This is a genomic window from Variovorax sp. Varisp85, assembly GCF_047304045.1.
In the GTDB taxonomy this organism is placed as follows: domain Bacteria; phylum Pseudomonadota; class Gammaproteobacteria; order Burkholderiales; family Burkholderiaceae_C; genus Variovorax.
The window spans coordinates 22603-48748 of sequence record NZ_JBGLYN010000046.1; the positions used below are offsets into that span (position 1 = coordinate 22603).

Annotated in this window: 23 protein-coding genes; 9 read left to right on the forward strand and 14 right to left on the reverse strand. The window is 68.6% G+C overall.

The window, feature by feature from the left end; all coding sequences use genetic code 11:
• Positions 1-193: 193 nt before the first annotated feature.
• Together ACCC97_RS18485 and ACCC97_RS18490 are read left to right on the forward strand one after the other, a co-directional pair.
• Entirely contained in the window at positions 194-1600 is a 1407-nt protein-coding gene (locus ACCC97_RS18485; RefSeq protein WP_413334265.1) for a DUF2868 domain-containing protein, read from the forward strand.
• A complete protein-coding gene (locus ACCC97_RS18490; RefSeq protein ID WP_413334267.1) occupies positions 1597-3012 on the forward strand; it encodes a GTPase/DUF3482 domain-containing protein in 1416 nt (471 codons plus the stop codon). The genes ACCC97_RS18485 and ACCC97_RS18490 overlap by 4 nt, the downstream gene beginning before the upstream one ends.
• 10 nt (positions 3013-3022) lie before the next feature.
• Here the strand turns inward: ACCC97_RS18490 and ACCC97_RS18495 are convergent, their stop codons facing one another.
• Positions 3023-4012, reverse strand: coding sequence for a sialic acid TRAP transporter substrate-binding protein SiaP (locus ACCC97_RS18495; protein ID WP_413334269.1), 990 nt, complete (start codon positions 4010-4012; stop codon positions 3023-3025).
• A gap of 170 nt (positions 4013-4182) precedes the next feature.
• On the opposite strand from ACCC97_RS18495, the gene ACCC97_RS18500 reads away from it, so the two are divergent.
• Positions 4183-5946, forward strand: coding sequence for an IlvD/Edd family dehydratase (locus ACCC97_RS18500; protein ID WP_413334271.1), 1764 nt, complete (start codon positions 4183-4185; stop codon positions 5944-5946).
• A 73-nt stretch (positions 5947-6019) separates the two neighbouring features.
• On the opposite strand, the gene ACCC97_RS18505 is transcribed toward ACCC97_RS18500, so the two are convergent.
• Genes ACCC97_RS18505 through ACCC97_RS18515 form a run of 3 tightly spaced genes read right to left on the reverse strand, consistent with a single transcriptional unit; the run spans position 6020 to position 7719 of the window.
• On the reverse strand, positions 6020-6364 hold the full coding sequence (locus ACCC97_RS18505; RefSeq protein ID WP_413334297.1) for a c-type cytochrome: 345 nt from the start codon (positions 6362-6364) through the stop codon (positions 6020-6022).
• A 41-nt stretch (positions 6365-6405) separates the two neighbouring features.
• On the reverse strand, positions 6406-6975 hold the full coding sequence (locus ACCC97_RS18510) for a ferritin-like domain-containing protein (protein WP_413334273.1): 570 nt from the start codon (positions 6973-6975) through the stop codon (positions 6406-6408).
• Positions 6976-6999: 24 nt separating this feature from the next.
• Positions 7000-7719: an RNA polymerase sigma factor gene (locus ACCC97_RS18515; RefSeq protein ID WP_413334275.1), complete on the reverse strand. Its 720-nt coding sequence runs from the start codon at positions 7717-7719 to the stop codon at positions 7000-7002.
• 207 nt (positions 7720-7926) lie between these two features.
• Between ACCC97_RS18515 and ACCC97_RS18520 the strand changes: the two genes are divergently transcribed.
• A complete protein-coding gene (locus ACCC97_RS18520; RefSeq protein ID WP_413334277.1) occupies positions 7927-9369 on the forward strand; it encodes a glycerophosphodiester phosphodiesterase family protein in 1443 nt (480 codons plus the stop codon).
• Between the two features lie 16 nt (positions 9370-9385).
• Entirely contained in the window at positions 9386-10009 is a 624-nt protein-coding gene (gene trhA / locus ACCC97_RS18525; RefSeq protein WP_007834601.1) for a PAQR family membrane homeostasis protein TrhA, read from the forward strand.
• Positions 10010-10012: 3 nt separating this feature from the next.
• On the opposite strand, the gene ACCC97_RS18530 is transcribed toward trhA, so the two are convergent.
• From ACCC97_RS18530 to ACCC97_RS18540, 3 genes are read right to left on the reverse strand one after another with little or no spacing between them, the layout of a single operon-like run.
• Positions 10013-10936, reverse strand: coding sequence for a helix-turn-helix domain-containing protein (locus ACCC97_RS18530; protein WP_413334279.1), 924 nt, complete (start codon positions 10934-10936; stop codon positions 10013-10015).
• Between the two features lie 30 nt (positions 10937-10966).
• The gene (gene gntK / locus ACCC97_RS18535) at positions 10967-12517 is read right to left on the reverse strand and encodes a gluconokinase (RefSeq protein ID WP_413334281.1); all 1551 of its coding nucleotides are present in this window, start codon (positions 12515-12517) and stop codon (positions 10967-10969) included.
• A gap of 10 nt (positions 12518-12527) precedes the next feature.
• Positions 12528-13880, reverse strand: a complete 1353-nt coding sequence (locus tag ACCC97_RS18540; protein WP_007834598.1) for a GntP family permease — start codon at positions 13878-13880, stop codon at positions 12528-12530.
• 182 nt (positions 13881-14062) lie between these two features.
• On the opposite strand from ACCC97_RS18540, the gene ACCC97_RS18545 reads away from it, so the two are divergent.
• Complete coding sequence (locus tag ACCC97_RS18545) at positions 14063-15094, forward strand: LacI family DNA-binding transcriptional regulator (RefSeq protein WP_007834597.1); 1032 nt, start codon at positions 14063-14065, stop codon at positions 15092-15094.
• Positions 15095-15101: 7 nt separating this feature from the next.
• Here the strand turns inward: ACCC97_RS18545 and bla are convergent, their stop codons facing one another.
• The 4 genes from bla to ACCC97_RS18565 form a co-directional block, all read right to left on the reverse strand.
• Positions 15102-15989 (reverse strand): class A beta-lactamase, encoded by an 888-nt coding sequence (gene bla / locus ACCC97_RS18550; protein WP_413334283.1) that lies wholly within the window; start codon positions 15987-15989, stop codon positions 15102-15104.
• A 128-nt stretch (positions 15990-16117) separates the two neighbouring features.
• Positions 16118-17599 (reverse strand): MFS transporter, encoded by a 1482-nt coding sequence (locus ACCC97_RS18555; RefSeq protein ID WP_413334285.1) that lies wholly within the window; start codon positions 17597-17599, stop codon positions 16118-16120.
• A gap of 4 nt (positions 17600-17603) precedes the next feature.
• Complete coding sequence (locus ACCC97_RS18560; RefSeq protein ID WP_413334287.1) at positions 17604-18575, reverse strand: tripartite tricarboxylate transporter substrate-binding protein; 972 nt, start codon at positions 18573-18575, stop codon at positions 17604-17606.
• A gap of 52 nt (positions 18576-18627) precedes the next feature.
• Entirely contained in the window at positions 18628-20079 is a 1452-nt protein-coding gene (locus ACCC97_RS18565; protein ID WP_413334289.1) for an amidase, read from the reverse strand.
• A gap of 69 nt (positions 20080-20148) precedes the next feature.
• Here ACCC97_RS18565 and ACCC97_RS18570 point away from each other — a divergent pair, with 69 nt between their 5' ends.
• The 3 genes from ACCC97_RS18570 (at position 20149) to ACCC97_RS18580 (ending at position 25203) form a co-directional block, all read left to right on the forward strand.
• Complete coding sequence (locus ACCC97_RS18570; RefSeq protein WP_413312149.1) at positions 20149-21045, forward strand: LysR family transcriptional regulator; 897 nt, start codon at positions 20149-20151, stop codon at positions 21043-21045.
• Between the two features lie 61 nt (positions 21046-21106).
• Entirely contained in the window at positions 21107-24127 is a 3021-nt protein-coding gene (locus ACCC97_RS18575; RefSeq protein ID WP_413334291.1) for a PAS domain-containing protein, read from the forward strand.
• Between the two features lie 56 nt (positions 24128-24183).
• On the forward strand, positions 24184-25203 hold the full coding sequence (locus ACCC97_RS18580) for a DUF2272 domain-containing protein (RefSeq protein ID WP_413334293.1): 1020 nt from the start codon (positions 24184-24186) through the stop codon (positions 25201-25203).
• A 6-nt stretch (positions 25204-25209) separates the two neighbouring features.
• Here the strand turns inward: ACCC97_RS18580 and ACCC97_RS18585 are convergent, their stop codons facing one another.
• The 3 genes from ACCC97_RS18585 to ACCC97_RS18595 form a co-directional block, all read right to left on the reverse strand.
• Positions 25210-25458: a DUF3297 family protein gene (locus ACCC97_RS18585; protein WP_007834582.1), complete on the reverse strand. Its 249-nt coding sequence runs from the start codon at positions 25456-25458 to the stop codon at positions 25210-25212.
• 32 nt (positions 25459-25490) lie between these two features.
• On the reverse strand, positions 25491-25964 hold the full coding sequence (locus ACCC97_RS18590; protein ID WP_007834580.1) for a ribonuclease HI family protein: 474 nt from the start codon (positions 25962-25964) through the stop codon (positions 25491-25493).
• Positions 25965-26146: hypothetical protein (locus tag ACCC97_RS18595; protein ID WP_413334295.1), on the reverse strand; the 182-nt coding region annotated here is incomplete at its 5' end.

Genomic DNA, 26146 nt, shown 5'->3' on the forward strand with positions numbered 1-26146 from the left:
GTGGTGGTCGTAGCCGTGCTTTCGTTCTTCGGCCTTCGCTGAGACCGGGCACGCGCCATCGCCTCCCGCGACATGCAGAACGGGGCCGCTTGCGGCCCCGTTTCCTTCGTGGCCGTCCCTGATGCGCCGGGCATAATTCGCGCGCCCCCCGCACCCGGCGGGGCGATGACCGATTGGCTGCGAAGGGACCCTGTTGACCAACACCGCGCTGCGCGAAACTGCTTTTCCGGACGCGGTGATCACCGAGGCCATCCGATGGACCGAGCAGGCCGGTCCGCTCGACGATGCGCAAGCCCTGCGCACCGCAGCCTCGCACACAGCCGATGCCCACGGGCAGATCGTCGAACGCGCACTCCGGCTCGGCGAACGCATCGGCCTGCAGGCTGAACTCGCACGCGCCCGCCATTGGGCCCCTTGGGTGCTGCTCGCGCTGGTGGCGCTGATCGTTGCGGCCGGCCTCGGGCTGGCGGGCAACGTGGTCGGCGGCGGCGAGCGCCACATCAACGTGATCGTCGCGCTCGCGAGCCTGCTGGGCCTGCATGTGCTCACGCTGCTGCTCTGGCTCGTGGGCCTGTGGGTGCCCTTCGTTTCCTTCAGTACCGCATCGCTCGGCTGGATCTGGCTGTCGCTCACCGCCCGCGTGGCCGGCGGCAGGCGCGGCCAGGCGCCGCTGCTGGTGCGTGCGGCCACCGGGCTGCTGTCCCGCGCGAAGTTGCTGCCATGGGCCTTCGGGCTCGTGAGCCACGGCATCTGGTCGCTGTCGTTCGCCGTGGTACTGGCCGCGATGCTGTTCGCGCTCGCGTTCCGCAGCTACACGCTGAGCTGGGAGACGACGATCCTCGAGCCGGCATTCTTCGTGCGGGCCGTGCAGGCGCTGGGCTGGGCGCCGGCGCGGCTCGGCTTTCCCGTGCCCGATGCCGCCGCCGTGCTGGCCGCGGCACCCGGTGCCGCAAACGCCGGCGGCCAGCGCGCCTGGGCGCTGTGGCTTACCGGCTGCATCGTGGTCTACGGGCTGCTGCCGCGCGTGGTGCTCGTGCTGTGGAGCGCGGCCGTGTGGCGCAGCCGCCGCAAGGCGCTGCAGCCCGACTGGAGCGAGCCCTACTACCGCAAGCTGCTGGCCCGCTTCGCCGCGATGGCCCCGGCGGCCATCGTCGATGCCGACCCGGGCCGCACGCGCGGTGCGCTGCCCACGGGCCTGCCGGCCTCGGAACTGCATGACGCGCTCTTCGTCGTCGGCTTCGAACTGCCGCCCGACATGCCCTGGCCCCCAGCCGCCCTGCCCGCCGGCATCGCGACGCAGGTGCAGCGCATCGACGGCAGCGCCCCCGCGCGCCGCGCCCTGCTCGACCAGTTGGCCCACGTCCATCCGCGTACCGTGCTGCTGGTCTGCCACGCCGCATCGAGCCCCGATCGCGGCACCGAGCGCTTCCTGCGCGAGCTGCTCGCGCATTGCGGCGAGTGCCGAATCTGGCTGGCCGATGCGCCGCATGCCGGCGCCACGCAGCGCTGGCTCGACTGGCTGCGCGACACCGGCCTGGAGCGCGTAACCGCCGCCGACCGCCTGGACGTCTCCTTGCAGGACGGGGTCGCCGCACCGTGACGCCGCAACCGCCCATCCGCATCGCCGTCGTCGGCCACACCAACGCGGGCAAGACCTCGCTGCTGCGCACGCTCACGCGCCGCGTCGGCTTCGGCGAGGTGTCGCAGCGCCCCGGCACCACGCGCCATGTCGAATCGGTCGACCTCGACGTGGATGGCGCAGGCGCCGTGCGCTTCTTCGACACGCCAGGCCTGGAAGACGCGGTCGCGCTGCGCGAGCACCTGGCCGGATTCGACCAGCAGGCCACGCCCCCCGAGCGCATCCGCCGGTTCCTGCAGGGTCCCGAAGCCCATGGCGTGTTCGAGCAGGAGGCCAAGGTGCTGCGCACCATGCTCGACATCGACGCGGCCTTCCTGGTCATCGACGTGCGCGAGCCGGTGCTGCCCAAGTTCCGCGACGAGATCGAACTGCTCAACTCCTGTGCGCGCCCCGTGCTGCCGGTGCTGAATTTCGTGCGCGATGCCGCCAGCCGCGAAACGGCGTGGAAGGAACTGCTCTCGGCCTATGGCCTGCACGTGCAGGTGCGCTTCGACGCGGCGGCCCCCTTCGTCGGCGCCGAACAAGACCTGTACAACGACCTCGCCACGCTGCTGCGCGAGCGCCGCGACCTGCTGCGCGCCGTGGTCGATGCGCTGGACGCCGAGGCGGCCCGGCGCCGCCAGTCCGCCTGCACGCGCATCGCCGGCCTGCTCGTCGATGCGGCCGCGGTGCGCCGCACGGTGTCGTCCACCGAGTTCGCCGACGCGGCACGCCGCCAGGCGCTCGTCGAGGCGCTGCAGAAGGCGGTATTCGACAAGGCCCAGCGCTGCACCGACGACCTGCTCGCGCTCTACGGCTTCCGCCAGGGCGACGCCGACGAGGCACCGCTGCCGATGATCGAAGGCCGCTGGACGCTCGACTTCTTCAGCCCCGAAGCCATGAAGGACGCGGGCCTGCGGCTCGGCAAGGGCGCGGTCATCGGCGCGGCCGTGGGCGTGGTGGCCGACCTGGCGGTGGCCGGCATCTCGCTCGGTGCGGGTGCGGCGCTGGGCGGCGCCATCGGCGGTGCGGTGTCGCAGGGCTTGGGGCCGCTCGGGCGCAAGCTGGCCAACAAGCTGCGCGACGTGCACGAACTCACGGTGGAAGACGGCGTGCTGTTCACGCTGGCCGCATGGCAGCTCAAGCTCACGCAGGCCCTCGAGCAGCGCGGCCACGCGGCCACGCAGCGCATCGCCGCCGATGCGCCCGAGAACGGCGATGCCCCCACGCGTGCCGCCGCGGCCGCGGTGCGCGGCGTGCAGCCGGCGCGCAACCATCCCGAATGGGAAGCCACGGGCGTGGCCAGCCGCGCGTTCTGGCGCCCTTCTCCCCAGCGCGAAGCACTCGTGGCCGACCTCTCGCACGCGCTGCTGCGTGCCTTCGAAGCCGCCTGAAACCGCCTCGTCAGTTCACCAGCGCCTGCAGGCGTGCGTAGTCGCCCGGCCGCGCGCCCATCTGCTCGGGCGTCGACCGCTTCGCGATCCGCTCCAGGAACAGCTGCCGGTTGGCCGGCGACACGGTCATGCCCTTGTCGCGCAGGAACTTCTCGTCCTCGAGCTCGCCGGCGATCACGCCCACGTTGGTCCACTTCGCGGTTTCCGCGAGCACCTTCTCGACCATCGCCTGCTGGGGCGGCGCGAGCTTCGCCCAGGCGGCCTTGCCGATGACGATGCCCAGCGTGTCGTGGACGTGCCCCGTCAGCAGCACGTATTTCTGGACTTCGTAGAGCTTCTTCGACTTGACGATGTCGAGCGGGTTTTCCTGCGCCTCCACCTCGTTCTTCTTGAGCGAGCCGTAGAGGCTCATGAAAGGCAGCGTCACCGGCTTGGCGTCGAGCGCGGTGGCGAACAGCTGGTAGGCCGCGGCGGCGGGCACGTACAGGCGCAGGTCGCGGAAGTCCTCGGGCCTGGACAGCGGCTTTGCCGACGTGACCTGCCGCGCGCCGTAGTACACCGAGGCCACCATGCGGTTGCCGCTCTTCTCGTTGTAGCCCTTCATCAGCTCGGCCAACAGCGGACTCGCCAGGTACCTGCGCATGTGGTCGAGGTCCTTGAAGGCGAAGGGGTAGGTTCCCAGGCTCAGCGGCGGATAGCCCTCGGCCAGCGTGGCTTGCCCGACGTAGGCGATCTGCACCGAGTCGTTCGCCAGCATCAGCGGAAAGTCGCCCTCCTGCCCCAGCTTGGAGGAGGGAATGACCTCGATCTTGATCTTGCCGTCGGACTGCTCGGCGATCTTGCGCGCCGCCAGCTCCGCCTGCTGGTGGAAGATGCTCGCGGGCTCGTAGACATGGCCCCACTTGAATTGCAGCACCTGGGCCTGGGCGTGGACAGCGATGACGCCACCCAATGCCATCAGCAGCACGCCCGCCCGGTGCCACGGCAAGAAGCTTTTCATGAACTCTCCCTCGATGAGAAAAGGCAAAACCAGTGCAAATTGCGCGCCAGCGCAAGGGGATGCCACGGAAACACCCCCGGCTCCAATCGTAAGGATTTGAAACATAAAGTGGTAATCGGGTTTGCCCGGGCACGGGCATACGATCACGCAAGCAACACAGAGGCCCTTCCATGTCCCCCTTGCCCCTCGAACCCGATGACGACAACGGCACGGACCCGGACCGTGCAGGCATGCGCAAGGGCTTGACCAGCTACGGCGACCGCGGCTTTTCGCTGTTCCTGCGCAAGGCCTTCATCAAGGGCGCGGGCTATACCGATGCCGCGCTTGATCGTCCGGTGGTCGGCATCGCCAACACCGGCAGCGCCTACAACCCCTGCCACGGCAACGCGCCGCAACTCGTCGAGGCCGTCAAGCGCGGCGTGATGCTCTCGGGCGGACTGCCGATGGACTTTCCGACGATCTCGGTGCACGAGAGCTTCGCCGCGCCCACCAGCATGTACCTGCGCAACCTGATGGCCATGGACACCGAGGAAATGGTGCGCGCGCAGCCCATGGACGCCGTGGTGCTGATCGGCGGCTGCGACAAGACCGTGCCCGCGCAGCTCATGGGCGCGGCCTCGGCGGGCCTGCCGTCGATCCAGCTCATCACCGGCTCGATGCTCACGGGCAGCCACCGCGGCGAGCGCGTGGGCGCCTGCACCGACTGCCGGCGCTACTGGGGCAAGTACCGCGCGGGCGAGATCGACGCCGAGGAAACCGCCGACGTCAACAACCAGCTGGTCGCGAGCGTGGGCACCTGCTCGGTGATGGGCACGGCCAGCACCATGGCCTGCATCGCCGAGGCGCTGGGCATGACGATGCCGGGCGGCGCCTCGCCGCCCGCCGTAACGGCCGACCGCATCCGCATCGCCGAGCAGACCGGCGCGCAGGCCGTGCAGATGGCACGCGATCGCCTCACCATCGACAAGGTGCTGGCCCCCGCCGCCTTCGAGAACGCGATGCGCGTGCTGCTGGCCATCGGCGGCTCGACCAATGGCATCGTGCACCTCGCGGCCATTGCGGGGCGCATGGGCCTGGACATCGACCTGCACGCGCTCGACCGCATGGGCCGCGAGACGCCGGTGCTGCTCGACCTGAAGCCCTCGGGCCAGCACTACATGGAAGACTTCCACGCCGCGGGCGGCATGGCCACGCTGCTGCGCGAACTCAAGCCGCTGCTGCACCTCGACGCGCTCACGGTCACCGGCCGCACGCTGGGTGAGGAGCTCGAGCGCGCGGGCCCCGGCTTTCGGCAGGACGTGGTGCGGCCGGCTGCCCGGCCGATCTATCCGCAGGGCGGCATCGCGGTGCTCTGGGGCAATCTGGCGCCGGGCGGCGCGATCATCAAGCAATCGGCCGCCGACCCGGCGCTGATGGAACACGAAGGCCGCGCGGTGGTGTTCGAGAACGCCGAAGACCTGGTGACACGCATCGACAGCGACACGCTCGACGTCGCGCCGCGAGACGTGCTGGTGCTCAAGAACATCGGCCCCAAGGGCGCGCCGGGCATGCCCGAGGCGGGCTACATCCCCATCCCCCGCAAGCTCGCGCGTGCCGGCGTGAAGGACATGGTGCGCATCTCCGACGGCCGCATGAGCGGCACCGCCTTTGGCACCATCGTGCTGCACGTGACGCCCGAGTCGGCCGTCGGCGGCCCACTGGCCTACGTACGCAGCGGCGACCGCATCCGCCTCAGCGTGGCAAGGCGCGAGATTTCGCTGCTGGTGACGGACGATGAACTGGCGCGCCGCGCGCAGGAGACCACAGTGGTCGAACCCACCGCCGAGCGCGGCTACAGAAAGCTGTTCCTCCAGACCGTGACGCAGGCCGACAAGGGCGTGGACTTCGACTTTCTCCGTGCGCCGAATACGGTGGGGAAGGTGCCGCGGGCATGAGCGCCGATTGGGGCGCGTCGACGGCGCGTTCTTCCAGCCGGTGCTCGCGGGTACGCGCGCGTGATGCTTTTCTTCAACGGCTGTTCGTGCACGGAGGCTTGCCGTTCGCCTGCCGCAGGTACGCAATCAGGTCCGCCCGCTCCATGGGGTCCGGCACGCCGTCATAGGTCATGGCGCTTCCGGGCACCATGGCCAGCGGCTTCGCCAGGAAGCGGTCGAGTGTCTTGTCGTTCCACACGATCTTCGAATTCTTCATGGCCTGCGAATAGCTGAAACCGGGCACGCTGCCAGCCAGCCGTCCGAACAGGCCGCAGTGCCTGGGCCCGACCCGGTCGGTCGCCAGCGCATGGCACGCCAGGCAGCGCGCGTAGATCTGCTCGCCGCGCACCGCATCGGGCGCGGCGCCCCATGCGGCCATGCTTGAGAACAGCGCGGCAACCGCCAGAAGCTGCAGCGGCGTCACGACACAAAGGCCGAAGGAACCGGTGCTTCGCCAAGCGCGTGGCGCAGCACGGCCCAATGCATGGCTTCGTCGCCGAGGATGCTCGCCGCCGCCTTCGACAGGTCGCGGTTCACAAACAGCGGCACGGCCCCCAGGTAGGCGCTCACCGCGCCCTGTTCGAGCTTGGCCGCGAACCGCAGCACGTCCGCCTGCGACTTCAGCTGGTTCGCCGAAAAGTCGTACTTCGGCTTTGCCGCAACGGCCTTGCCGCCGAGCTTGGCGATCGTCTGGGCCAGCAGCTCCGCGTGCGCCTTGTGGTGCCCCTGGAAGGTCACCGCCAGGTCGAGCACCGGCTTCTCGAGCAGCTTGCTTTCGGCACCGAGCTGGTACGCCGCAATGGCTTCCAGCTCCGCGCCCAGCGCGGTATTGAGAATCTGCACATCGTTCCCGGTCGCGCCGCCGGCCTTCGCGGCCAGCACGTCCTTGCCGGCCAGCAGCGCAACCGCGGCGCCGGACAGCGCCAGGCCCGAACGGCCCAGGAACATGCGCCGGGCGGCAATGGGGGAAGCCATCTGAAAGAAGGACATTTTGTTTTCCTCGCAGGGTGAACGTCACGAGCGGGGCGATTCCCGCCCGTTGACAAGGCTCGACAGCACACCCGCCACGATGCGATCGCAACGTGCGCCGTCGAATGAGAAGGCGTCGCCCAAAGCGACGTCCATGTCGCGAGACAGGCCCTCGCGCAGCAGGCTGCGTGCGCGAAAGAAGCGCGTGCGCACGGTCGCTTCGGGCAGTGCGAGCGCAATCGCCGTCTGTGCCACGCTCATTTCCTCGACCGCCCGCAGCATGAACACGGTGCGGTAGGCATCGGGCAGCCGATCGATGCGGCGCTCCATCAGAAGGCGGAGTTCTTCACGCATGGCCAGATGTTCGGGTTGCAGGTTGGGATCGTCGGCCACCGCCGACGCCGGGTCCGGGTCCACGTCGGCAATGTGCGCCCCGTCGAGCTGAATCACCTGCGCCCCTCGTCGCCGCAGGCGCCCCAGGGCCTCGTTGATGACGATGCGCACCAGCCAGGTCGAAAGCTGCGCGTCGTCCCGGAAGGTGCCGATGGCCCGCCACGCGCGCAAATAGGCCTCCTGCACGGCGTCCTCCGTCTCGGAGTCGCTCTTGAGCACGCTGCGCGCCGTGCGGAACAGCAGCTGGTTGTGGCGCCGCATGATGGCCGCGAAAGCCCGCGTGTCGCCCTGTGCGGAGCGTGCCGCAAGCTCGCGGTCGGATGCCCCCCCGGTTTCGGGGGCGGCGTCGGGTGTGGAGGCGGTGTGGGGCATGGTGTGCTGCTTTTCCCATTAGATGGTGCGGGCTCGCGCTGCGTTTCAGTTATTTCCGATGCGCTCGGAACATCGTCTGCCATTCGTTCGCGCCGCGCTCGCAGTCCCGAGGCCTGGGCCTTCGGCCTCGGTCACTGCCGCGTCACGCACCCGACCTAGCATCCGGCGGCTTTTGTCTCTCTTTCAACGAACACCCGAAGACCGCATATGAAAAAGAGCGTCCCCGTGCCCGCGCCACGCCCGGTTCGCGCCGCCATCGCAGCCATCGGCGGCTGCCTCGTGATTGCAGCCTGCGGGGGCGGCAACGGCGGGGGCATCGCGTTCCCGGTTCTCCCGCCGGCACCGGCACCTGCCCCCGCACCGCCGGCCCCTGCCCCGGCTCCCGCGCCCCTGGGCACGCTCGACGGCTCGGTCCCGCTGGTCATCGGCCACCGCGGCCTGCCGGGCCTGTACCCCGAGGAAACCAAGGTCGCCTACGAAGCCGCGGCCGATGCCGGTGCCGATTCGCTCGAGACCGACCTGCACCTCACCAAGGACTGCGTGCTCGTCGCGCGGCACAACCCCTGGCTCAGCGACAACACCAACATCGCCGACGTGGCCAAGACCAACACCACCGTCGCGGGTCGCAAGCGCACCGTGCCGGGCGTGCTGGTGAACGTGACGTACCCGCCCGTCGAGGCCAACGGCCCGGCCCAGTACCTGAGCGACCTGACCGACCCGAGCGATCCGAAGTCGGTGCTCAAGTCGCTCGTCGTCGATGGCGAGGACCACACCAACGACTGGTCGATCACCGACTTCACGATGGACGAGCTGCGCCAGTGGATCCGCGGCACCACCTACGACGCCAGGGACCAGCGTCCGACCGACCTCAACGGCAAGCTGCCGATCCTGAGCTTCCAGGAAATCATCGACATCGCCAAGGCCAAGAGCGCAACCACCGGCCGCACGCTCACCGTGTACCCGGAGACCAAGAACCCGATCTGGAACAACGCCCAGGCCATCGCCAACGGCTGCGGGCCGGCCGGCAGCCATCCGCTGGAAGACGCGCTGCTGAAGATCATGAATTTCAACGACCTGAACCGCAAGGACGCGCCGATCTTCGTGCAGAGCTTCGAACCCGAGAGCCTGAAGTACCTGCGCTCGGCCGGCATGAAGGCCCGCGCGGTGCAACTGGTGGACGGCAACGACGTCAACTACCAGACCGGCGAGATGATCTACGTCACCAAGGACGTCTACACCTTCGTCGACGGTCGCCCCTACAGCTGGACGCTGGCCGGTAACCCGAAGTGGTTCGCAGAGATGCTCACGCCAGCGGGCCTGGCCGACGTGAAGACCTATGCCGACGGCATCGGCCCGTGGAAGCCACAGGTCATGGCCCACACCATCGTGCCCTTTGTCGCAGGCAAGGGCCTTGCCGATGTGAACACCATCAAGCCCACCAGCCTGATCGCCGATGCGCACAAGGCCGGCCTGTTCGTGCACAGCTACACCTTCCGCAACGAGGCCAAGTACCTGGCAGGCGTCTACAAGGGCGACCCGACGGCCGAGTACCTCGCGTACTTCCGCGCGGGCATCGACGGCGTGTTCTCCGATTTCGCGAACACGGCGTTCGCGGCGCGCGCGAGCTACTTGAAGGAAACGGGCCGCTGAGGCCTGCAGCGAGCGCATGTACCCCGGCGAACGGTTCAACGGATACAGCCACCTGCTGGGCCTGCTGCTCGCATTGCCCGCGACAGCCCTGCTGCTCGCCAAGACCGTGCCCACCGGCGATCCCGCGCGCATCGCGGGAGCGCTGGTGTTCTCGCTCTCGGCCGTGGCCCTGTATGCGGCCTCCACCCTCTTCCACAGCACGCGCGGCCGGCTCAAGCGCATGTGGGAGCGCGCCGACCATTGCGCGATCTACCTGCTGATCGCGGGCACCTACACGCCCTTCGCGCTGGTCACGCTGCAAGGTCCGTGGGGCTGGCTGCTGCTGGCGACGATCTGGGGCGCGGCGCTTTTCGGCATCTGGCGCGAGCTGATGCCGGCCGGAGGCAAGGCGTTGAAGAAGCCATCACTGGCGCTGTATATCGGCATGGGCTGGCTCGGTGTGCTGGCCGCCGTGCCGCTGGCCGCGCGGCTCGAGGGCGCGGGGCTGGCATGGCTGCTGATCGGCGGCGTGCTCTACACAGCGGGAACGGTGTTCTACCGCAACCGCCAGGGCTTCCGGCATGCGCACGGGGCCTGGCACCTGTTCGTGCTGGCGGGGACGGCGAGCCACTATGTGGCGGTGGGGTGGTTCGTGCTGTAAGTCCTACTCCCGCGCAATGGCGCGGAATTCACCCGGCGCCATGCCCTTGAGCCTGCGGAAGTGCCGGTTGAAATTCGAGATGTTGTTGAACCCCACCTCGTAGCAGATGCTGCTGACGTGCTGGCGCGTGGACAGCAGCAGCCGGCAGGCCTTGTCCACGCGCAGGCCGATCACCACATCGGTGAAGGTCTGTCCCGTGGCACGGCGAAAGCAGCGCGAGAAGGTGTGCTCGCGCATGCCGACCACGGCGCTGACTTCGGCGAGCGAGAGTTCTTCCGCGTAGTTTTCCCGGATGTGGTCGAGCGCCGTGTGGATGCGCGTCGCGCGGCCGTTCTCGTCATGCGCGTCGTCCTGCAGCGACGGCGTGCAAAGAAGACGGTAGTCGTTCCATTGCGCAAGCTCGCTCAGCAGCGCAGTGAATTCCGAGAAGCGTGCAAGCCCCTGCAGCGCGTGAATGCGCCCGAAGCGCCCAACCGTGCCCTCGCCGAGGCCGAGAAACTGCACGCCATGCCGTGCGCGGGCCAGCAGCGGGCCCGCGTCATTGAGTTCGGGAAACAGCGCCATGCCCCGGCGCAGCGGTTCGTCGCCGAAGCGCAGCACCAGGCCGCACGGCTGCTCAGCCGCCCCGCTGGCGCGGTATTCGATGGCCAGCCTGTGCGGCAGCCTGGGGCCCAGAAGAACGACCGCCTCCGGCGGCACCTCCCTGTCCACGCCGTCGCTCACGCGGATGCGCCCTGGCAAGGCCCCCGTGAGATGGAGTTCGTAGTCGTGCAGGCCGGCCTGCCGGTCGCGGGCTGCGTACTCGGCGCAGTGGATCGAGGTTTTCTTGTCGAACACGTCGGCACCAGGCCGTTGGAGCATCGCGCGGCGCAGGGTGTCGGGCATGTGCGGTCGGGCGGCGATGGCTGGCGGGATCGTGTTCAACAAGACCGAATCTCCAACTAGAAAGGAATGGCCTCAGTCACCGGTGCGCTGCACCGCCTGCTGCTGGAACTTCGCAAGGGTGCGGTATTCGTCGCCGAGCTTGCGCGGCAGCGAGAGGTACACAGGCAGCAATTGCCGATAGAGCGCCGCGTTCTTCGGATTGGGCGTGTGGCGGTGCGTGGCACCCACCATGCCCGACACCACGTCCAGGGAATCGACGTGCCCCAGCGCATAAAGCCCGAGGACGGCCGCGCCGAGGCAGGAGCTCTCGAAGCTCTCCGGAACCACCACTTCGCGGTCGAACACGTCAGCCATCATCTGGCGCCACAGCCCCGAGCGCGCAAAACCGCCTGTGGCCTTGATGCTGGTGCTCGTGCCCGCAATCGACTCGACCGCGGGCAGGATGCTGTAGAGATTGAAGATGACGCCCTCGAGCACGGCGCGGATCATGTGCTCCTTGCGGTGATGGATGCCCAGGCCGAAGAAGGAGCCGCGCAGATCCGCATTCCAGTACGGCGCACGTTCGCCGGTCAGGAAGGGATGGAACACCAGCCCTTCGGAGCCGGCCGAGACGCGTTCGGCAATGCGCGTGAGCACCTCGTAGGTGTCGATGCCCAGTCGCTTGGCGGTCTCTGCTTCGGCGGAGGCGAACTCGTCGCGCACCCAGCGCAGGATGATGCCGCCGTTGTTCACCGGCCCGCCGACCACCCAGCGCCGGTCGGCCAGCGCATAGCAGAAGGTGCGGCCTTCGGAGTCAGTCATCGGGCGGTCGATCACCGTGCGCATCGCGCCGCTGGTCCCGATGGTCACGGCCACCTCGCCCGGCGCCACCGCGTTCACGCCCAGGTTGGAAAGCACGCCGTCATTGGCCCCGACGACGAAGGGCGTGTCGCTCGACAGCCCGAGCTGCGCCGCCGTCTCGCCCGCCAATCCCTCCACGTGCCAAGTCGTGGGCACGAGATCCGAGAGCTGCTCGGCGCGCACACCCGCGAGCGCGAGCGCCCCGGCATCCCAGTCGAGTTGCCAGATGTTGAAGAGCCCGGTGGCCGAGGCGATCGAATGGTCCACCAGCCAGCGGCCGAACAGCCGGAAGAACACGTACTCCTTGATGCCGACGAAGCGCCGGGCCTGCGCGAAAAGCTCCGGGCGCTCGTGGCGCAGCCACACCAGCTTGGCCAGCGGCGACATGGGATGGATCGGCGTGCCCGTACGGTGGTAGATCGCGTCGCCCTCCCACTCCGCGCGAATGCGCCCGGCCCAGGCCGCGCTGCGGTGGTCGGCCCAGGTGATGCTGCGCGTCAGCGGCGCGCCGTGCTCGTCCACCAGGATGAGGCTGTGCATGGCTGCGCTGAACGACACGCACAGCACATCGCCCGGCGCCGCCTTGCACTGCCGCACGCACGAGGCAATGGTCGACAGCACGGCCCGGTAGATCTGCTCCGGGTCCTGCTCCGCGGCCGCGGGTTCAGGTTGCAGCAGGGGGTACTCCACCGCATCGTTCGCCAGCACGCGCCCCGCCGTGGAAAAGGCGACCGCCTTGGTGCTGGTGGTTCCGATGTCGACCCCGATGGCGATGCGGTTCATGTGCCTTCTCCTAGACGACCATGCTGAGCAGCATGATGAAGATGATCGCGACAACCGAGATCAGCGTTTCCATCACGGTCCAGGTCTTGAAAGTCTCGGCCACGCTCATGTTGAAGTATTGCTTCACCAGCCAGAAACCCGCGTCGTTCACGTGCGAAAGAATCAGCGAGCCCGCGCCGGTGGCAAGCACCAGCAGTTCGCGGTTCACGCCCGGCACCATGGTGGCGAGCGGCGCGACGATGCCCGCGCCCGTGATGGTCGCCACTGTGGCCGAGCCGGTGGCGATGCGGATAAGGCCCGCCACGAGCCATGCCAGCAGGATCGGCGATATCTGCGCATGCAGCGCCATCTGCCCGATCGCGTTGCCCACGCCGCTGGCCACCAGCATCTGCTTGAAGCCGCCGCCCGCGCCGATGATGAGCACGATGGCCGCCGTGGGCGCCAGGCTGTCGTCGACGAACTTCATGATCTGCTTCGACGTGAAGCCGCGCGCGGTGCCGAAGGTGTAGAGCGACAGCAGCAGCGCGGCGAGCAGGGCCGTGATCGGATGGCCGATGAAGTCCAGCCACTGCCGCACGACGTTCTTCTCGTCGAGCGCCACGTCGGCGAAGGTCTTGAGCAGCATCAGCACCACCGGCAGCAGCACGGTGAGCAGCGTGATGCCGAAGCCCGGCAGCTCGCGCGCCTCGGGCTCGTGCGCCAGCTGCGCCATCAGCTCGGGCGAAGCCTCGCCCGGCACGTACTTCGAGATGAACTTGCCGAAGATCGGGCCCGCGATCATCGCCGTGGGCAGGCCGACGAGCAGGCCGTAGAAGATGGTCTTGCCGATGTCGGCGTTGAACACGCCGATGGCCAGCAGCGGCCCTGGGTGCGGCGGCACGAGGCCGTGCACCACCGAGAGGCCGGCCAGCAGCGGGATGCCGATGCGGATCAGCGATACGCCGGTGCGCCGCGCCACGATGAAGACCAGCGGGATCAGCAGCACGAAGCCGATCTCGAAGAACAGCGGAATGCCGACCAGGAAGGCCGCGAACATCATCGCCCAGTGCACCCGCTCGCGGCCGAAGGCGCCGACCAGCGTGCGCGCGATGCGGTCGGCGCCGCCCGACTCGGCCATCATCTTGCCGAGCATGGTGCCCAGGCCCAGCACGATGCCCACGAAGCCCAGCACGCCGCCGAAGCCGTCCTGGAAGGACTTCATCACCAGCGCCACGGGCATGCCCGAGGTCAGGCCCAGGAAGCCTGCGGCCAGCGTCAACGCGATGAAGGGATGCACGCGCCAGCGCGTGATCAGAAGGATGAGCCCGAGGATCGCCGCCAGGGCATCGACCAGCAGGAACACCTCTTTGCTTAAACCGAACATGTTGTCTCCAGGATCCTGGCTGCACGGGGTGGCCAGGCATTTTTGGGATAGCGCTATCCTCAAAGATCGAAAAAATCAGCCGCAGGGCGATCGAACCGGGTTTGTGCCGATGGCCCAGGGCTGGGATAGCGCTATCCTAGGACTGCGCTGTCCAATTAAATACTGGTATTAACCCCAATAAAATGGCCGACACCTCCGAACGCCCCCGCTCCCGTTCTTCCAGCCGCGTCACGCTCGACGACGTGGCCCGGGTGTCCGGCGTCAGCCCGATCACCGTGTCCCGCGCGCTGCGCGGAGCACGCAACGTGGCGCCGGACCTGCAGGCCCGCGTGCAGGCCGCGGTGGACGAACTCGGCTACGTGCCCAACGTTGCCGCGCGCGCGCTGGCTTCGGCCCGCAGCTCCCATGTCGCGGTGCTGATCCCGTCGCTGACGAACGCTCTGTTCGTCGATTTGCTCGAGGCGGTGCAGGACACGCTGGCGCCTTCGGGTTTCCAGTCGCTGATCGGTGTGACGCACTACGACCTCGCGCAGGAAGAAGCGCTGCTGCGCAGCTATCTCTCGCAGCGCCCCGCCGGGCTGCTGCTGACCGGCCTCGACCGCAGCGCGGCCGCCTCGCGCATGCTGGAAGAAAGCGACGTGCCCTGCGTGCACCTCATGGAAACCTCGCCGGCACCGGGCACCTACAGCGTGGGGCTCTCCCAGCAGGATGCGGCCCGTGCGCTCACCGAGCACCTGCTGCAGCGCGGCCGCCGGCGCATCGCCTATGCGGCGGGCCAGCTCGATCCGCGGGTGATGCAGCGGCTCGAAGGCTATCGGCAATCGCTGCGTGCGGCGGGCTGCCACGACCCGCAGCTCGAACTGCTTACGCCGGGTCCGACGTCCATGGCGCTCGGCGGACGGCAGTTCGAAGACCTGCTCGCCCGCCACCCGGACGTCGACGCGATCTTCTATTGCAACGACGACCTTGCGCAGGGAGGCCTGCTCGCCGCGCTGCGCACCGGCGTCGCGGTACCGCAGCGCGTGGCGATCGCAGGCTTCAACGACCTCGACGGCAGCGACCAGATGCTGCCGCCATTGACCAGCGTGCGCACGCCGCGCAAGGAGATCGGCATGCGCGCCGCCTCGATGCTGCTGGCACTGATGCGCGGCGAGCCGGTGAACGAACCGATGGTGGACATGGGGTTCGAACTGGTGGTGCGGCAAAGCAGCTAAGGGCGCCTCAGCCCGCCAGCGCAGCCACCACGATGCGCGTTGCCGATGCAATGACGTCGCTGCGTCCCTTCGCGTCCTTCTGCGGAAAGGTCAGGTACACCGACAGCACCACCGGGGCACCGGCCGGCGGCCACAGCACGCCGACGTCGTTGGTGCTGCCGTAGGAGCCCGAGCCGGTCTTGTCGCCCACCTTCCAGCCGGCCGGCACGCCCGCCAGGAAACGCTCGGCGCTCGTGGTGTTGCCCAGCAGCCAGGTCGTCAGCTGGTCGCGCTGCGCCGTGCCCAGCGCGTCGCCCAGCGCCAGCCGCTGCACGCTGTCGGACATCGCCGCGGGCGTGGTGGTGTCGCGCAGGTCGCCGGGAATTGCGGTGTTGAGCTCGGGCTCCGTGCGGTCGAGCCTGAAGGCCTGGTCGCCGATGCCGCGCGCAAAGGCGGTGACGGTGGCCGGGCCGCCCAGCATCTTCAGCAGCAGGTTGGCGGCGGCGTTGTCGCTGTACTGCACGGTGGCGGCGCAGAGCTCGGCGACCGTCATGCCGTCGGCCACGTGCTTCTCGGTGATGGGCGACCAGGAGACGAGGTCGGCCTTGCCGTAGCCGATGCGCCGCGCGAGCAGGCTGGCGTCTTTCGCGCTGCGTTCGAGCACGGCCGCCGCCAGCATCAGCTTGAAGGTGCTGCACAGCGGAAAGCGCTCGTGCGCCCGGTGCTGGATGCGCGCACCGCTGCCGGTGTGGAAGCCGGCCACGCCCAGGCGGCCGCCCGAAGCACGTTCGAGCTCGGCGAGCTGCGCCTCGGCCGAAGACGGCGATCCCGTTCGGGACCACGCGGTGCATGCGCCGGCGAGCGGCAGGACGGAGGCCGCGAGCAACAGGCTGCGGCGCTGGATGGGAGGATTCATTTCGTCTTCTCTTTCATTCGGCGTGTGGATGGGACGAAGCGAATCCTAGGAGCGCCCCTCCCGGCGATCCAGCCGCCCGGCGACGTTCCGCGTCCCGGGTGTATCTGCTGTAACGGCGCCGAGCGGCTTCAGGCCGGCGGCGGCGGCGCGGGCCGAAGGCATGTCTTCGCGATCAGCACTGCTCCCGACACGCAGCACAACGCGAGCATGAGCAGCGCGTACCTCGCGCCCCGGGTGAGCAGCGCAACGTCCAAGGCCGAAAGGCCTGTGCCGCTGTGTCCCAGGATCATTCGCTGCGAGTCCTCGGGCAGTTGCGCCATCGCCACGCCCAGCGTCAATGCTGTGCCTACCATGATTCCCGCGTTCTGGAGCGTCGAGCGCACGCCGTTGGCGATGCCCCGGCGCTGGGGACGCACGCTCTGCAGGATCGACGCGTTGTTGGGCGTCACGAAACTCCCTATGCCGCAGCCGAGCATCAGCAGGCACATGGCAAGCTGCCCGGCACCGATCGCCGGCTGCAGCAGCGCGGCCAGCAGCGCCAGCGCGCCTGCGGCAAGCAGCATCGCAGCCATGCAGATCGATTCGGGCCTGAAGCGCTGCAGCAGGCCGCCGGCCACGGGCGCGGCCACCAGCATCCCGAGGGCCACAGGCGCCACGCGCAGCCCGACATCCGAGGCAGACAGGGCCGTGCATGCCTGCAGATACAGCGCTATCAGCAAAAGAGGCGCCGCCTGCGTCATCGACAGCAGCAGGATGCAAATGTAGGCGCTGCGGCGTCGCAGGTCGCCGAAGAGTTCGGGGTCGACCAGCGGACTGGTCACGCGCCGCTGAAGCCGGGCGAACGACAGGATTCCCGCGCCGCCCGCGAGCAGGAAGCCCCATACCGACATGCTGGCCCAGCCGTGGCTCCCCGCCAGCGAGAGCGCATAGGTGACGCATCCGATCCCGGCCAGGGACAACGCGGCGCCGGCCATGTCGAAGCGCTCGGCACGGACCGCCGCCGTCTTCGGCAGGATCCGCCACGACCATGCCAGGACGCACAGGCCGACCGGGACATTGAGCATGAAGAGAACCCGCCACCCCCACCACGACACGATGAAGCCGCCCGCCAGCGGGCCGGCGACCTGGGCCAGCGCGGCCACCATCGCGAGCACACCCAGGGCGAGCCCCATCCTGCGGCGGCCGAACGCATCGCCCACCAGGGCGCTGGTGTTGGCCATGACGCCCGCGGCGCCCACGGCCTGGCAGATGCGGAAGACAAGCATCGTTTCCGCGCTCGTCGCGACGGCACAGGCTGCACAGGCGGTCACGAAGAGGCCCAGCCCCGCCAGGAACAGGTGCCGCCGCCCCCACAGGTCGGCGAGCCTTCCGAAGCTGAGGATGCACACGGTGCTCACGAGCATGTAGGACAGCAGGATCCAGCTCGCCTGCGCGGGCGAGGCCTGCAGGCTGCGCCCCACCGCGGGCAGCACCACGTTGAGCGCGCTGAGATTCAGGAAGCACAGCAGCGCGCCGAGGCATGCCGCGGCGAGCACGGCCCATCCGGCCCTGTCCTCGTCGTCGGCAGCCGCCTCTGCACGCGAAGAACCGGCGATGAATGCGGCTGCCACCGGTTCAGTCTTCGCTCTTGAATCCCGAGGCCTTGACGATGGGGCGCCAGTACTCGCGGTCTTCGTTCATCACCCGGGTCACTTCCGCGCCGGGAAGCCCCGTCGGCTCGAGGCCCATGTGATCGAGTTGCCCGCGCACCCGCGGGCTGCGAATCGCGGCCAGGAACGCGCTTTCGAGCTTCGCCACAACTTCCTTCGGCGTGCCCGCCGGCACGAACGCGGCATAGGCGGCGTTGGCCCGGTCGAACGCGTCGTAGCCCGCTTCCTTGATCGTCGGAACGTCGGGCAGCCAGCTCAGCCGCTTCGTTCCTGCGACGCCCAAGATGCGCAGCTTTCCGGAACGGTGCAGCTCGAGCTGGCTGGCCAGCGCGTCGGTGCCGACCGGCACGTGGTCGCCGATGATGTCGGTCGCCAGCGGCGCCCCGCCCCTGTAGGTGACCGCCGTCAGAGGCACGCCGATGGCCTTGGACAGCTGCAGCACGCTGAAGTGAAGCCCGCCCCCGAGGTTGGTCATGCCCACGCTGGCCTGGCCGGGGTTCTTCCTGATCCACGCCACGTATTCGGGAACCGTCCTGTACGGCTGGCCCGCGCCGGCGGAGATGACGCTGGGCACGTTGGCGAGGTGGGCAACGGGAATGAAGTCCTTGTCGACGTCGTAGTTCAGCCGCGCATAGGTCATCGGAAAGAACACGAACGGTGGCGTCGCGCCGATCAGGATGGTGCGCCCGTCAGGCCGCGACGCCTTGACCGCTTCGATGGAAATGCGGGTCGACGCCCCGGGCCGGTTCTCCACCAGCACCGGTTCCTTGAGCGCCGTGCGCAAGTCCTCGGCCACCGAGCGTGCCAGGTTGTCGAGCGCGCCACCCGGTGGAAAGCCCACGATCAGCCTGATGGGCGCGTTGTTGTCCGCATGCGCGAAGCTTCCGCCCAGGGCGACCAGCGCACTGAGCACGAGTGTCTTTGGAAACGAGGTCATGGTGAGGTACCCGCAAGGTTGATTGACGAAAACAGGAAGAGAAATGGCGTGCTCAGAAGGCCAGGACCGGCAGCGGATTGGCCGGCCGGTGGTTGGCCTCGAAAGCCGCCGCGGCCTGCAGCAACTGCAGGTCTTCGCGGAAGCCGCCGACGAGTTGCATGCCGATGGGCAATCCGTCGCGGCCCGCGCCGCACGGCAGGCTGATGGCGGGGTGCCCGGTAAGGTTGAACGGCATCGTCCAGGGGAACCAGTTGGGCCGCAGCTCTGCAAATTCCCTGCCGTCGATCTCGATGCTTCCGAAGAGGTCCTGATCGATCGGCAGCGCCGTGCGCGAAAGAGTCGGCGTGAAGATGAAGTCGTGCGTCTCCAGTTGCGCCTGGACTTTGCGAAAGAGCGCGGTCCTCGCGAACATGGCCTGCTGGAAGGCGACCCCGTCGACGTGCTCCGCCAGCGCCAGCTGCTGCAGCAGCGACGGACTCAACCGGTCGGCATGCGCCTCGGCCAGCGGAGCGAACCGGCCTCGCCAGCTCGTGTGGTTGATCACGCGCCACACCGGCTCGACGTCATAGCCCTCGCCCGTCATCTCCTCCAGGTCCGCGCCCATCGACCGCAGGGTTGCGAGGGCGGCCTCGAAAGCGGCGGCGACGTCGGCGGCAATCGGCCGCCCCGCCGGGGCCGCACTGAAAAGGACGCGCTTGCCGCGCAGGTCGCCGCCAGGCTGCAGGTCGTCGAAGTAGCGTCGGGCCGGCACGCCCAGCGACCAGGGGTCCGAACCGTGGGCGCCGGTCATCGCCTGCAGCATGAGCGCCGTGTCGCCGACGTTGCGCGTGGTGGGCGTCACGTAGGTGTAATTGCCGAACGCGTCCTGCACCTGGCTGTGCGGAACCACGCCCAGGCTCTGCTTCAGCCCGACCACGCCGTTGCACGCCGCGGGAATGCGGGTGGAGCCGCCCCCGTCGGTCGCGATGGCCAGCGGCGCGATGCCTGCCGCCATCGACACGGCGGCTCCGCCGCTGGAGCCGCCGCTGGTGCGCGTCGGATCCCATGCATTGCGCGTGCTGCCGAAGAGTGGCGCGTCGGTCATGCACTTGGCACCGAACTCCGACGAGGTCGTCTTGCCGATGAGGATGCCGCCCGCCTCGCGCATGCGCGCCACGGCCACGGCGTCGTGCGCGGGCACGTGATCGCGATGCAGCAGCGATCCGTAGGTAGTCCTGACGTTCGCGGTGTCGACGATGTCCTTCACGGTGAACGGCAAGCCGTGCAGTGCCCCCACGGTGTCGCCTCTCATGATCGCCTGCTCGGCCTGCCGGGCTTGTTCCGTCGCCTCGTCGTGGCACAGAGTGATGAAGCAGTTCAGGTGCGGCTGGAGCACATCGGCGCGGCGCAGCACCTCGTCGACGATCTCCACCGGGGAGAGTTCGCGCTGCGCGACCAGCGTGCGCATCGCCGACGCGGACATCTCGCAGATCTCGGACCTTGGAAGGTGCGGAAAATTCTTCATGCGCAGATGATTGATACGCGGCAACATTGCGTCCAATACTGTTTTCCAGAAAAGGCATATGCACAGCGTATGGCTACACCCGACCTTAGATCGCTTCGCTACTTCGTGGCCGTTGCAGAGGAGCGCAGCGTCGGCAAGGCGGCGCGGCGGCTCAACATGGCCCAGCCGCCGCTGTCTGTTCACATCAAGAACCTGGAAGCGGCCATCGGCGCGCCCTTGTTCCGCAGGGCAGCGCGCGGCATGGAGATCACCGACGCGGGAAATGCCCTCTTCCAGCGCGCCAAGGAGGCGTTGCTGCTCGCCAACGAAGGATTCGACGCCGCGCGCGCCGTGGGCTCGGGCAGCAGAGGGCGACTCGCGGTCGGAACCATGGTCGTGCTGTCCTACCTGGTGCTGCCACGGCTGGAAAACGAGCTTCGGCTGAGGCTTCCGGACGTGGAGATCCAGTACGTGGAGCTGAACGCCGTCAACAACGTAGAGGCCATCACCGACTCGGACGTTTCGGTCGCGATCTGCATCCCACCGATTGCACAGCCAGGCATTGCGATCGAACGCATCGGCACCCAGCCGCTGCTGCTTGCCGTGCGATCGGATTCGCCGTTGGCACGGATGTCCAGCATTCCACTGGCGCGCCTCTCCGGCATGCCTCTGATCGGCCTTCCCGTTCCGGAAGGCGACATCGACAAATCCGTCGTCACGTCGATGCTGCGCAGGCACGAGGTCAACATGCCGATTGCGCTGCGGGTCGAAACCATGGTGTCCGCATTGGCGCTTGTCCTGGCGGGCAAGGGCGTGGCCATCCTGCCTGCCTGCGCCCAGATCGGCCGCCCCCCGGGCGTGGTGTTCCGCCCCTTTCGCGGCATCGACGCGACGATGGACATCGCCGCGTGCTGGCGCAGCGATTGGGACAGTCCGCTCATCAAGCCGTTTCTGGCGTGCGCGCGCGCGGCGTTGCGGCGGCCGTGAAAAAGCCGTTGCTATCATCGAACAATGCGGCCGCCGGCACTGTGGTGGCGGAGGAAACCAAGTGCGGCTCAAGCTAAGAACAAAGACAGCACTGCTGATCACAGCGCTCGTACTCACGCTGGTCGGTGTGGCTGGCTGGTGGCAGTACCGGAGCCTGTCCAGCGAGTACCTCAACCTGATGCGCGAGCAGCAGCAGGCACTGACCGACAGCGCAGCGGCGGATCTCGACTACAAGCTCGAAATCCATCTGGCAGCCTTGGCGCGTGCGGCCCGGGAACTCAGCCTGCACGGCTTCGCGGACCCCGCGGCGCAGCAGCGTTTCCTTGCCGACGAGGACCTGCGCACGATGTTCGACAACACCGCGCTGGCGACACTGGACGGCGCCATCGTCGCCATCGACCCGCCCACCAGCCGGCCTTCGAACGTCGGCGACCGCGACTACTTCCGGCGCGTGCGCGACATGGGCCAGCCCGCGATCTCTGCGCCCCTGCTCACGAAGAGCACCCAACAGCCCGCGGTCGTCATGGCGGTCCCCGTCAAGGGCCCCGATGGCCGCCTCGCCGGCGTGCTCGGCGCGGCGCTGAACCTGCAGCGCGCCAACGTGCTTGGCGATCTCAGCCGCGCCACCATCGGCCGGGGCGGCCACTACATGATCGTCACGCGCGGCCAGTCTCCGCAGGTCGTCATGCACCCCGATGCGAACCTGCTGCTCAAGCCCGCAACCGCAGTCGCAGTCGCCTTCAACGGCGGGACCGAGAGCGACATGGCAACGCGCGCCACCGTGCCCAGTGCCGACTGGGAACTGCGCCTGATCGTGCCTGCGCGCATCGCCTACGCACCACTGGAAAAGGCAAGGCGCAACCTGCTGCTGCAATTGATCGGGCTGGGTCTGGGCTGCGCGCTCCTGGTCTGGCTGGGGACTGCGTGGGTCATGCGCCCCCTGGAGGCGCTGAGCGGCGCGATCCGCACCCTGCGCCGTTCGCCGGACAGCGAGGTAAGACTCGACGTCGTCGCCAACGACGAGCGCGGGGACCTGGCACGCGAGTTCGATGCACTGATGGCCGACCTGCGCGAGCAGCGGCTCGAGATGGCGGCGGTTACCGATGCATCACCCGTGGGTTTGTTCCGTTGCGACAGCGACGGGCGCATGACCTACGTGAACGACGAGTACCTGGCGATCCACGGGCTCGAGCGGAAGGACGCCGAAGAAGGCTGGCTCACGCTCGTGCGCGAGGAGATTCGAGAGACGGTTCGCCAGGACTGGGTTCGTGTCGTCAGCACGGCCGCGCCGTTGAGCGCCACACGCCGGCTCCATCGCAGGGATGGAACCCAGGTGCTGGTGGCATTGAGAAGCCGGCCTGTGCTCGCCGAAGGCCGCGTCATCGGCCACGTGGGAACGGTGACCGACATCACCGAGCGCACGCGGGCCGAACGGGCACTTCGCACGTTGACGGCCATCTTCGACATGACGACCGACTACATCGTCCAGCTCGATGCGGCGGGGCGGCTCATCTACATGAACCCGGCCGCGCGCCGCCGCACGGGGCTGGCCCTCGACGCCCCCATCGAACAGTTCAGCGCGGCCGACTTCAATCCGCCGGAGACGATGGAAAGGTTCCGGTCGGAGGTGGTTCCCACCGCGGTCAAGACCGGCGTCTGGGTGGGCGAATCGATGGTGTGGGACGCCGAGCACAACGAGTTTCCGGCCAGCCACATGGTGATCGCGCATCGCGACAAGCATGGCAAGGTGGAGTATTTCTCGGGGCTGATGCGCGACATTTCGGCGGCCAAGGCCGCGGAGCGGGCGCTGCGCGACAGCGAACACCGCCTGCGCATGGTGACGGACCACCTGCCGGCGCTGGTCTCCTACCTGGACCGCGACCTGCGGTTGCGCTTCGTCAACAAGGCCTATCAGGACTGGTTCGGCGTCCAGCCCGAACAACTGCTCGGCCTGAGCCTGCGCGAGTTCTACGGCAATGAAGCGTGGGCACAGATGGAGCCGCACATGCGCGCCGCTCTGGCCGGGCGCCAGGTCACTTACGAGCGCAGGCTGGCAACGCCTGGCGGGCGCCGCGATATCCAGGCCACGCTGGTTCCCGAGCGCGACGAACGCGGCGAAGTGATCGGCCTCTATACGCTGGACAGCGACATCACCGCGCACCACGAGGCGGAGGAAGCCCTCCAGGAAAGCGAGGCGCGCCTGCGCACGGTGGCCGACGCGCTGCCGATGCGCGTCGCCTACATCGATGCGGAGGAGCGCTATCGATTCAACAACCTGGCCTACGAGCGCGGGTTCGGACTCTCCCGCGACCAGATCGAGGGGCACACCGTGAAGGAGCTCCTGGGCGAGCCCGCCTACGAGGCCGTGCAACCGCACATCCGCGCGGCCCTGGCCGGAGAGGTCGTCACCTTCCAGAGCGAGATCGACAAGAGCGACGCCTACTACTGCTACGAAGCCCAGTACATCCCGCAACCTGCGGTGAACGACGAGGCCATCGTCGGCTTCCATGCCGTGATCACCGACATCACGCGGCAAAAGCTCGAGGAGAAGCGCCTGGTGAACCTGGCGCAGATCGATCCTCTCACCGGTCTTGCCAATCGCGCAGGATTCGAGGTGCGCCTGGCGCAGGCGATGGAGCGTGCGCGAGGCCCCGGTGCATTGATGGCGCTGATGTACCTGGACATCGATGGATTCAAGCAGATCAACGATCGGTTCGGCCACCAGACGGGAGACGAGCTTCTGCGGGGCTTCGCGGGCAGGTTGTCGCAGGCGCTGCGCTCCAGCGATGTCCGCGCGCGCCTGGGCGGCGACGAGTTCACGGTGATCATGGAGGGCCTGTCCAATGGGGACGCCGCGGTTTCCGCCGCCTCGAAGTTGATCAAGGCCATGCAGGTGCCGTTCACCACCGAACAGCGGACGATCTCCATCAGCACGAGCATCGGCGTGGCGTTCTACCAAGGCGGCACCGCAACGGCTGCCGCGCTCGTCAGGCAGGCCGACGAGATGCTCTACCAGGCCAAGGGGGCGGGCCGCAATAACTTCCAGGTGGCGCCACAGCCGGTCGGGGGAAAGCGGAAATGACGCGGCGATAGACCTTCGGATCCAGAGCATCCTGCCCGCAGCTATGCTCCCGGCACATGCCGCCACCCGTCACGATTCCTCGCACGCCTCGCCGCTCGTTGGCCGTGCTCGCCTGCGCCCTGTGGCTGGCCTTCGCAAGTCCCGCGTCGGCCGCGCAAGGCTGCCTCGACACCGCCACACAAGCCCCTTCGCCATCGCGCGCGCTCGCCATGGCCACCTTCGCGCTGCAGGAGCACGAAGCCTTCGGTGGCCAGGCCATGGACGCCGAAGGCCGCATGACCGAAGCCGGCAGCTCCGAGGCCGAAGACACGCGCCCCACCCTGCCGGGCCTGGCGCCATGGCAGCGGGTGCTCGGCTATTGGCAGGCGGTCGACCCGCGGCTGCCGTCGCTCGTGCGCTTCGGCGCCCTGCGCCCCGCCGACCGGCACCTGCTGATGCAGGCGTTGAACGAGGCGACGGCCGGGCGGCTTCAGGGCATGGGCGTAGGCCCCGACGAGGGGCTTGATTCTGGAGAGCTGCGCGCGGTGCAGGTCGCCCTCGCCCGCGTCGCGGTGATCGACATGCCCTGGTCCGCGGCCTTCATCAGCTGGCTGGCGCGACAGGCCGGGCTGGCGGACGACGAGTTCGTTTTCTCCGAAGCGCATGTCGACTATGCGGGCGCCGCCTGGCAAGCCGGCATCGACGAGGCCGCGGGCCAGCCCACGCGCTACGCCCTGCGAGCCTGCGACCTGAGGCGCACGCCGCCGCGCATCGGCGACATCGTCTGCCAGGCGCGCGGCGCGGGCGCCGAACTCGACACCTTCGACAAGATCGGTGGAGTGCTGGCCACGCGCGACACCGGCGGCGAGTCGCTGCCCATGCACTGCGACGTGGTGGTGGCCGTGGATGCCACGGGCTTCGACACGGTGGGCGGCAACGTGCTGCAGTCGGTCACGCGGCGCCGGCTCGACTTTGCGCCGGGCACTCGGTGGCTGGACCCGAGCTACCAGTCCGAGGGATGCACGCCGGGCACGCCGGGCTGCATCGATCGCCACATGAGCCGCCAGCCCTGGTCGCTGCTGCTGCAGTGGCGCTGAACCGGCTTACTTGTAGAACGCCTCGACCTTGCCCTTCAGCTTGAGCAGCAGGGGCTTGCCCTTGCGGTCGAGGGTCTTGCCGGCGGGCACCTTGACCCAGCCTTCGCTGATGCAGTATTCCTCGACGTCGAGGCGGTCCTTGCCGTTGAAACGGATACCGATGTCGTGTTCGAAGGCGGCGGCCACGTGGTGCGGGCTGCGCGGATCGATGGAGAGGTGGTCGGGAAGGGGTGGGCGGGGAGTGGCTTCTGTCATGGCGCGTGATGATAGGGGCTCCGCGCCCTGCCCTAGCGCCGCTTCTTCTTCGCGTGCCGCGCCGGGGGCTTTGGCGCGAAGCCCAGGGCGGCACGGGCCAGTGCGTCGGCCTCGCCATTGCGGTGGCGCGGGATCCACTGAACGCGCGCGTCGTCGAAGCTTGCGAGCAAGGCGCGGGCATCGTCGAACAACGCGGCCATGCGCACGATCGGCTTCGCTTCGGACGCGGCCAGCTGCTCGACGAGGATGCTGTTGTCGCTGTAGGCCCGCACCGCCGTCGCGCCGCGTGCGCGCAGCTCCTGCAGGGCCAGCGTCAGTGCGAGCAGTTCGGCCTCGTTGTTGCAGCCGGTGGTGTGCGTGGCCTGCGACAGCGTGTGGCGCGCTCCGTCCGGCGCGGTGAGGACGGCGCCGATGCCCATGCGGCCCGGGTTGGGCATGGCGCTGCCGTCGCAGTAGACGGTCCACGGAAGAAGGCTGTCGGGCCCGCTGGATTCCCCTGCGCTCATTCAGCAGTTGTTGCGCTTGATGCCCGCGAGGTTCTGGCAGGGCCGCTGGCCCGGCGGCGGCCCGGGGTCGCGCACATGCGGCGGCGGCCGGCGGATGGGGCGCACGCCGTCGTAGTACGGGTCGGGGCTCAGGATGACGACGGGCGGGTCGGCAGCCGGCTGCTGTTGCTGCAGTTCCTGCA